Source organism: Xanthobacter sp. BG11Y11_SDJG (assembly GCF_057364445.1).
This window is the reverse complement of the sequence record NZ_JBNFNU010000245.1, coordinates 1-6519: the sequence shown is the minus strand read 5'-3', so window position 1 is coordinate 6519 and position 6519 is coordinate 1. Positions and strand designations below refer to the sequence as shown.

5 protein-coding genes and 2 pseudogenes are annotated in these 6519 nt (G+C 69.4%); 1 reads left to right on the top strand and 6 read right to left on the bottom strand.

What is annotated here, in order from left to right:
• The 6 genes and pseudogenes from AC2W7M_RS17420 to AC2W7M_RS17395 all read right to left on the bottom strand — a co-directional run.
• Positions 1–461, bottom strand: a 461-nt coding sequence (locus AC2W7M_RS17420; protein WP_486133599.1) for a biotin carboxylase N-terminal domain-containing protein, incomplete at its 3' end; no start/stop codon positions are given.
• A 163-nt stretch (positions 462–624) separates the two neighbouring features.
• Positions 625–906 (bottom strand): annotated as a pseudogene (locus AC2W7M_RS17415) (MaoC/PaaZ C-terminal domain-containing protein); the annotation flags it as partial.
• A gap of 40 nt (positions 907–946) precedes the next feature.
• Positions 947–2110 carry an acyl-CoA dehydrogenase family protein gene (locus AC2W7M_RS17410; RefSeq protein WP_486133597.1) on the bottom strand — a complete coding sequence of 388 codons (1164 nt, stop codon included), beginning with the start codon at positions 2108–2110 and terminating at the stop codon, positions 947–949.
• Between the two features lie 52 nt (positions 2111–2162).
• A complete protein-coding gene (locus AC2W7M_RS17405; protein ID WP_486133595.1) occupies positions 2163–2942 on the bottom strand; it encodes an SDR family NAD(P)-dependent oxidoreductase in 780 nt (259 codons plus the stop codon).
• A 184-nt stretch (positions 2943–3126) separates the two neighbouring features.
• Positions 3127–3606 carry a class I adenylate-forming enzyme family protein gene (locus AC2W7M_RS17400; RefSeq protein ID WP_486133601.1) on the bottom strand — a complete coding sequence of 160 codons (480 nt, stop codon included), beginning with the start codon at positions 3604–3606 and terminating at the stop codon, positions 3127–3129.
• A gap of 45 nt (positions 3607–3651) precedes the next feature.
• Positions 3652–4772 (bottom strand): annotated as a pseudogene (locus AC2W7M_RS17395) (class I adenylate-forming enzyme family protein); the annotation flags it as partial.
• A 260-nt stretch (positions 4773–5032) separates the two neighbouring features.
• On the opposite strand from AC2W7M_RS17395, the gene AC2W7M_RS17390 reads away from it, so the two are divergent.
• Positions 5033–6436, top strand: a complete 1404-nt coding sequence (locus AC2W7M_RS17390; RefSeq protein WP_486133593.1) for an aminotransferase-like domain-containing protein — start codon at positions 5033–5035, stop codon at positions 6434–6436.
• Positions 6437–6519 lie beyond the last annotated feature (83 nt).

Below are 6519 nucleotides of genomic sequence, written 5' to 3'. Positions count from 1 at the left end.
CGGGAAGCCCACGGCGGCGGCGCGGGCCAAAAGGTCCTGGCCTGCCTCGTCCGGCAGCCGTCCCGATCCCGGCAGCACCGGGACGCCCGCCTCTTCCGCCCGCGCCCGGCGCGCCCCTTGTCGCCCATTTCGGCGATGATGGTGTCGGCCGGACCCACGAAGACCAAGCCGGCTTCCGCGACCTGTCGCGCGAAGCCGGCGTTCTCCGACAGGAAGCCGTAGCCGGGATGGATCGCGTCCGCGCCGGTGGCGCGCGCGGCGGAAAGGATGGCCTCGGCATGGAGATAGCTCTGCCGCGCCGGGGCCGGGCCGATGCGCACCGCCGCGTCCGCCATCTCCACATGCAGCGCGTCGCGGTCGGCATCGGAATAGACTGCGATGCTGCGCAGCCCGAGGCTGCGGCAGGCGCGCGCGATCCGGCAGGCGATCTCGCCGCGATTGGCGATAAGGACGCTCTTCATCGACCCTTTCCCGATCTGTCGGACGTGTGGCGCAGGCACGATGCGGGACGCTGCGGCTAGCGGGGAAAGGCGAGCGTGGCGGTGCCCTGGAACACGCGCCGCCCGTCCGCCTCGCCGACGATGGCGACGTCGCAGCAGGGCGCGCCTCCCGCATGCCCTTCGTCGTCACTTCGACGCTCATGACCACCACGTCCCCCGGCCGCACCGGGTTGAGGAAGCGGCCCTCGATGTCGCGCACGAACGCGCCGGGACCGCCGAACGCACAAACGCTGCGCCCGGCGATGGCCATGGTGAGCATGCCGTGGGCGATGACGCCGCCGAGCCCGGCCTCCTGCGCGTAGGCCTGGTCGTAATGGATGCGGTTGAAGTCGCCGGAGGCGCCCGCATACATCACCAACTGGCGGGTGGTGATGGGATCGCTCGCAAGCGTGTCCTTGTCCCCCACCGCCAGTTCGTCGAAGCGCCCCGTCGCCACGCCTTCGCCCTCAGCGCTGGAGGGTGGAATCGAAGGTTTCGTTCAGCACCGCCTGGCCGACGATCTGCGCGGTCCGGTCGTGCCCGGCATGGAGCACATGGGTCTCCAGGTCGCGCAGATAGCGGGCCAGCGGATATTCGTCGAACAGCGCCGTCGAGCCCACCGCGTGGATCAGCTTGTGGGACAGCTCGAAGGCGACGTGCGCCGCCGTGGACTTGGCGCTCATGGAGAGCAGCTCCGCCTCCACCACCGAGCGGGTCTTGAAGGCGCGGATGGCGTCGTGGAACAGCGCGCCGGCCGCATCGAGGGCGATGCGCATCTCGCCCATGCGCATCTGGATCAGCTCCGCCTTGCCGCGGCCGCGCTCGATCAGATACTGGCGGCACCATTCGTACATGCCCTCGGTGGTGCCGAGATAATTGGCGGTGAAGCCGAGATGGAACCGGCCCTGCCAGCGGCCGCGCGGATAGGCGCCGGGCTCGCCCAGAACGTGGCTGTCCGGAATGAACACGTTGTCGAGCGTGATGATCGGGCTCGCCGCGGCGCGCATGCCGTTCGGCCGGTACCAGTCGTTGTCGATGGTCACGCCGTCCATGCCGGGCTCGACAATGAGCATCTGATGGTTGTCGAGATAGTTGTTCACGCCCTCGATGGCCGCGAAGATGATGGCAAAGCTCATCATCGGCCCGTTGGTGGCGTAGTTCTTCTCGCCGTTCAGGATGAAGCCGCCGTCCACCCGCTTGGCGGAGGTGTTCATCATGTACATGTGCTTGCGCTTGGCTTCGGAACCGACGAAGCCGGTGAGCGTCGGGCGCGCGAACATGGGCTTGATGAAGCGCTCGCGCTGCTCCGGCGTGCCGAGGTCGTTCACCGCCCAGGCGGTGTGGTTCTGCACCTGGTAGCAGTGGGCGGTGGAGCTGCAGCCGCGGGCGATCACGCGCAGCGCCTGGAGATAGGTGGAGGGATCGTTGGTGGTGAGGTTCGAGCCCTTGCCGCCCATCTCCTTGGGCAGGGTCGTGGTCAGCCAGCCGCGGGCGAAGAGCGCCTCGATGTTCTCGCGCGGCATGTCGCAATGGGCGTCATAGCGCGCGCCGCGCGGGCGGAACTCGCCGATGGCAAGCGCCTCCAGCTCCTTGATGTCGTCGCGCTCCAGCGCCTCGACGGGATCGATCATCGTCTCCTCCACTTCGTTCTGTTTTTTCTTGGCTGTTGGCACTGCCGCGGCCTCAGCCGCGCCGCGTCTCGGGGCCGCCGCTGGCATAGACCACCTGGCCGTTGACGAAGCCTGCCTCGTCCGAGCACAGGAAGCAGACGAGGTTCGCCACGTCGCGCGGCACGCCCACGCGGCCGATGGCGATGGTCTTGGCCCGCATCTGGCGGTAGGCCTCGGGCTCGTGGCCGAGCCGGCGGGCGGTGAGCTGCGTCATCTCGGTGTCGATGAAGCCGGGCGCCACCGCGTTCACATTGATGTTGAAGCGACCGAGTTCCAAAGCGAGCGTGCGGGTGAAGCCCTGGAGGCCGGCCTTGGCGGTGGAATAGTTCACCTGCCCGCGATTGCCGAGGGCGGAGGTGGAGGAGATGTTGCAGATCTTGCCGTAGTTCTGCGGCACCATGTGGCGCTGGGCGGCGCGGGTGCACAGGAAGGCGCCGCGCAGATGGACCCCCATGACGAGGTCCCATTCCTCGTCCTCCATCTTGTGGATCAGGTTGTCGCGGGTGACGCCGGCATTGTTCACCAGCACGTCGATGCCGCCGAGCCGCTGCGCCACCTCCTCGACCATCGCGTCCACGCGCGCGCGAACCGAGACGTCGCAGGCGATGCCCACCGCCTGGGTGCCGTAGGCGGCGGCGATCTCCGCGGCCGTCGCCTCGGCTGCGGCCGCGTCGAGATCGATCACCGCCACCGCAGCGCCGTCCTCGGCGAATCGTTCCGCCGTCGCCCGGCCGATGCCGCGCGCCGAGCCGGTGACGATCACCCGTCGGCCGGAAAAGCGCTTCTCCCCCATCGCGAACCTCTCCCGTCGGACGCTGCTCTGCCGTCGGCGGATGCGGCGTCTCCTTATTGTTGGGCTATTCTGATCACGTTCAAATTAGATTGTCACCAACAATATGGTCATAATGTACGCAATTGATGCTGCGTGATGGTAACAATCTCGCCGGGCCGTGCCGACTGTTCCAGCGGCCCTTCGCTCACGCCGACGCCGGCTGGGCCGGTGCCGGCTCGGCGCGCCCCAGGCGCTCCAGCGCCTCGGCGCGCAGCTTGAACTTCTGCACCTTGCCGGTGCCGGAGGTCAGCGGCAGCGCGTCGGTGAGGAACACCCGGGCCGGCATCTTGTAGGCGGCGATCTTCGGCCTCAGATAGCCGAGCAGGTCGTCCTCCTGCGCCGTCTCGCCGGCGGCAGGAACCACGAAGGCGATGCCCACTTCCCCATGCCGGTCGTCCGGCACGCCGACGATGGCGCATGTCTCCACCGCCGGATGGCGCTGCAGCACATATTCCACCTCGGCCGGCGAGACGTTGAAGCCGCGCGACTTGTAGGTGTCGCCCAGGCGCCCGAGCAGCGTCACGCGGCCGGTCTCGTCCTGGCGCCCCCAGTCGCCGGTGCGCAGCCAGCCGTCGGGCGTGAGGGCGCGGGCGGTCTCCTCGGGCTTCTTGTAGTAGCCGAGCATGATGGAATAGCCGCGCACCCAGATCTCGCCCGGCTCGCCCGCCGGCATGGGGGCGAGCGTCGCGGGGTCCATGATGGCCACCTCCAGATCGGGCAGCGGCCAGCCCTGGGTGGCGTGCCGCACATCGCGCGGATCGTCCCAGCGGTTGCGGGTGACGACCGTGGTGGTCTCGGTCATGCCGTAGCCGGTGATGGTGCCGGGCACGCCCAGCTCGTCCTCCACCTGGGCGAGGATGTCCGGGTCGATGCTGAGGGTATAAGCGAGGCGCAGGGACGACGTGTCGGTGCTGCGGAAATCCTTGTGCGCCAGGAGCTGGCGCAGGATCGGCGGCAGCACGTGCATGCCCGTCACCTTCTCCTGCGCGATCGCGGCGAGGCAGGCGCCGGCGTCGAACTGCTCACCCAGCACCACCTTGGCGCCGCGCACCCAATAGGGGGCGATGCCGTTCATGGTGGCCATGGAGCCGAACATGGGGATGGCGAGATAAAGGCAGTCGTCGGCGGTCAGGTCGACGCGGATGCCGATGTCCCAGGCCTTGCGCCACAGGCAATGGGAGATCATCGCCCCCTTCGGCAGCGCCGTCGTGCCGGAGCTGTAGGAGATGATGGCGGGGGAGGCGGGATCGCTCGCCAGTTCCGGCAGGTCCCGCTCAATCTGGCCAAGTCCGGTCCAGGTGACGGCCCCGGCATAGCCGCGATTCGTCGCCTCGCAGACGATGACGAAATCCAGCATCGGCAGAGCCGCGCCGGCAAGGGCGCCGGGCGCGCCGTCGCGCAGGTTCGGGCACAGTTCGGCGAGCGTGGTGAGGAAGTCCGGCCCGTCCCCCGCATCGGCCACGATTACCGCCCGGCAGTCCGACTGGCCAAGCTGGTAGGCGATCTCGTCGCGCCGCAGGCGGGTGTTCAGCATCACGCAGACCAGCCCCATCTGCGCCGCGCCGAGCCAGGACCAGACGAATTCCGGCCGTTCGGCATCAAGATCCCGACCTTGTCGCCCGCCGTCAGTCCCAGCGCGGCGAAGCGCCGGGACGCCGCGTCCGCCTCCCGGCGCAGATCGGCGAAGGAGAAGCGCTGGTCGCGGAACACCAGGGCATCGCGCGCGCCGAAAAGCTCCTCCAGCAGCGCCAGAGCCTGCGCATAGGTGGCATCGCGGAACGGATTGCTCATTGTTGTTTCCTTCCCTTCTGTCGGCGCGGTGCGCGCACACCGGCGGCGCGCCGATTGCTTGGTCCTGAGCAAAGCGCCATGGCGTCGCCCGGGGCGGCCTGGGGTTGAGCGCGAAGCGGCGCCATTCTTCCGGGGCAAAGCGCGCACCCGCAGCGGCCTCGGCGGGGCCTGCTCTCTCCGGAACATCCCTGTATCAATGTAGCCGTCAGATAAGTTACATTATCCACCAGATTGATCTTCGACCGGAGAGCCCGAACGCCATGACTGACGCCGCCGGCGCGGGGGTATGGACACCCGACATCTCGAAGTTTGAAGGCCCGCGCTACCTCGCGCTTGCCGGTGCCATCGCCGAGGCCATCGACAGTGGCGAACTGCCGCTCGGTGCCCAGCTGCCGCCGCAGCGCGACCTCGCCGAGCAGCTCGGCGTCACCGTCGGCACGGTGGGCCGCGCCTACAACATCATGAAGAAGCGCCAGCTGGTCTCCGGCGAGGTCGGGCGCGGGACGTTCGTGTGCCGCGGCATCGAGGCGACGATTCCCAACTATTTGCCGGAGCGGATGCCCGGCACCATCGATTTCGCGTGCTACCGCTCGCCCGTCGCGGGCCTCTCCGAAGAACTGGCGAAGGCCATGGCGGCCGCCACCGCGCGGGCCGCGCTCATGCCGGTGCACAAATATCCGCCCGCCGAGGGCCTTTTGACCCACCGCACCGCCGGCGCCCAATGGATCCGCCGCTCCGGCCTCCAGGTGACGCCCGACCGCGTGATCGCCTGCGGCGGCGGCCAGCAGGCGCTGCTGGTGGCGATCAGCGCCACCGTCGGCCCCGGCGAAACGCTGCTGTCCGAGGCGCTCACCTATTCCGGCGTCAACTCCCTCGGCGCGCTGCTCGGTCGCCGCCTCGCGCCGGTCGCCATCGACGCCGAAGGCATCGTTCCCGAGGCGCTGGAGGAGGCGATCGCCGCCACCGGCGGGCGCTGCCTCTATCTCCAGCCCACGGTCCACAATCCCACCGCGGCGATGATGTCCGAGAAGCGCCGCCAGCGCATCGCCGACCTCGCGCGCCGGCACGATCTGGTGCTGATCGAGGACGATGCGGCGATCAGCGGCATGACCGAGCGGCCCTTGCCGATCGCCCATTTCGCGCCGGAGCGCACCATCTACATCAGCTCGTTCGGCAAGAGCATCTCGCCGGCCCTGCGCGTCGCCTACATGGCGAGCCCGCCGGCGCTGTGCGAGCGGCTGGTCCACACCCTCCATGCGCTGATGCTGGCCAATGCGCCGCTGCCGCTGGAGATCGCCGGGGCGATGATCGCCGACGGCTCGGCCGACGCCATCGCCCGCCACAATCTGGCGGAGCTGCGCGCCCGCCACGAGGCGGCGTTGAAGCTGCTGGAGGGCTGGACGGTGTCGAGCCACCCGGCGGCGTTCTTCCAGTGGCTGCATCTGCCGGCCCACTGGCGGGCGGCGGAATTCTGCGATGCGGCCCGTCGCGAGGGGGTCTCGGTGGTGCCATCGGAGAACTTCACCATCGGCGGCGCGACGCCGCCGCGCGCGTTCCGCATCTCCGTCAATCCGGCGCAGAAGACGAGCGTCCTCGCCAAGGGCATCGACATCCTCACCCGCCTCGCCCGCGAGCGGCCGCAGCCGCGCATGGCCGTGGTCTAGGCCGCGCCGGCACGGGCCACGGCGCCGACGCGGGCGCCGGCTCGGCCGGGCGCTCATGCCTCGGGCTCCGGTGCGGCCGCGTG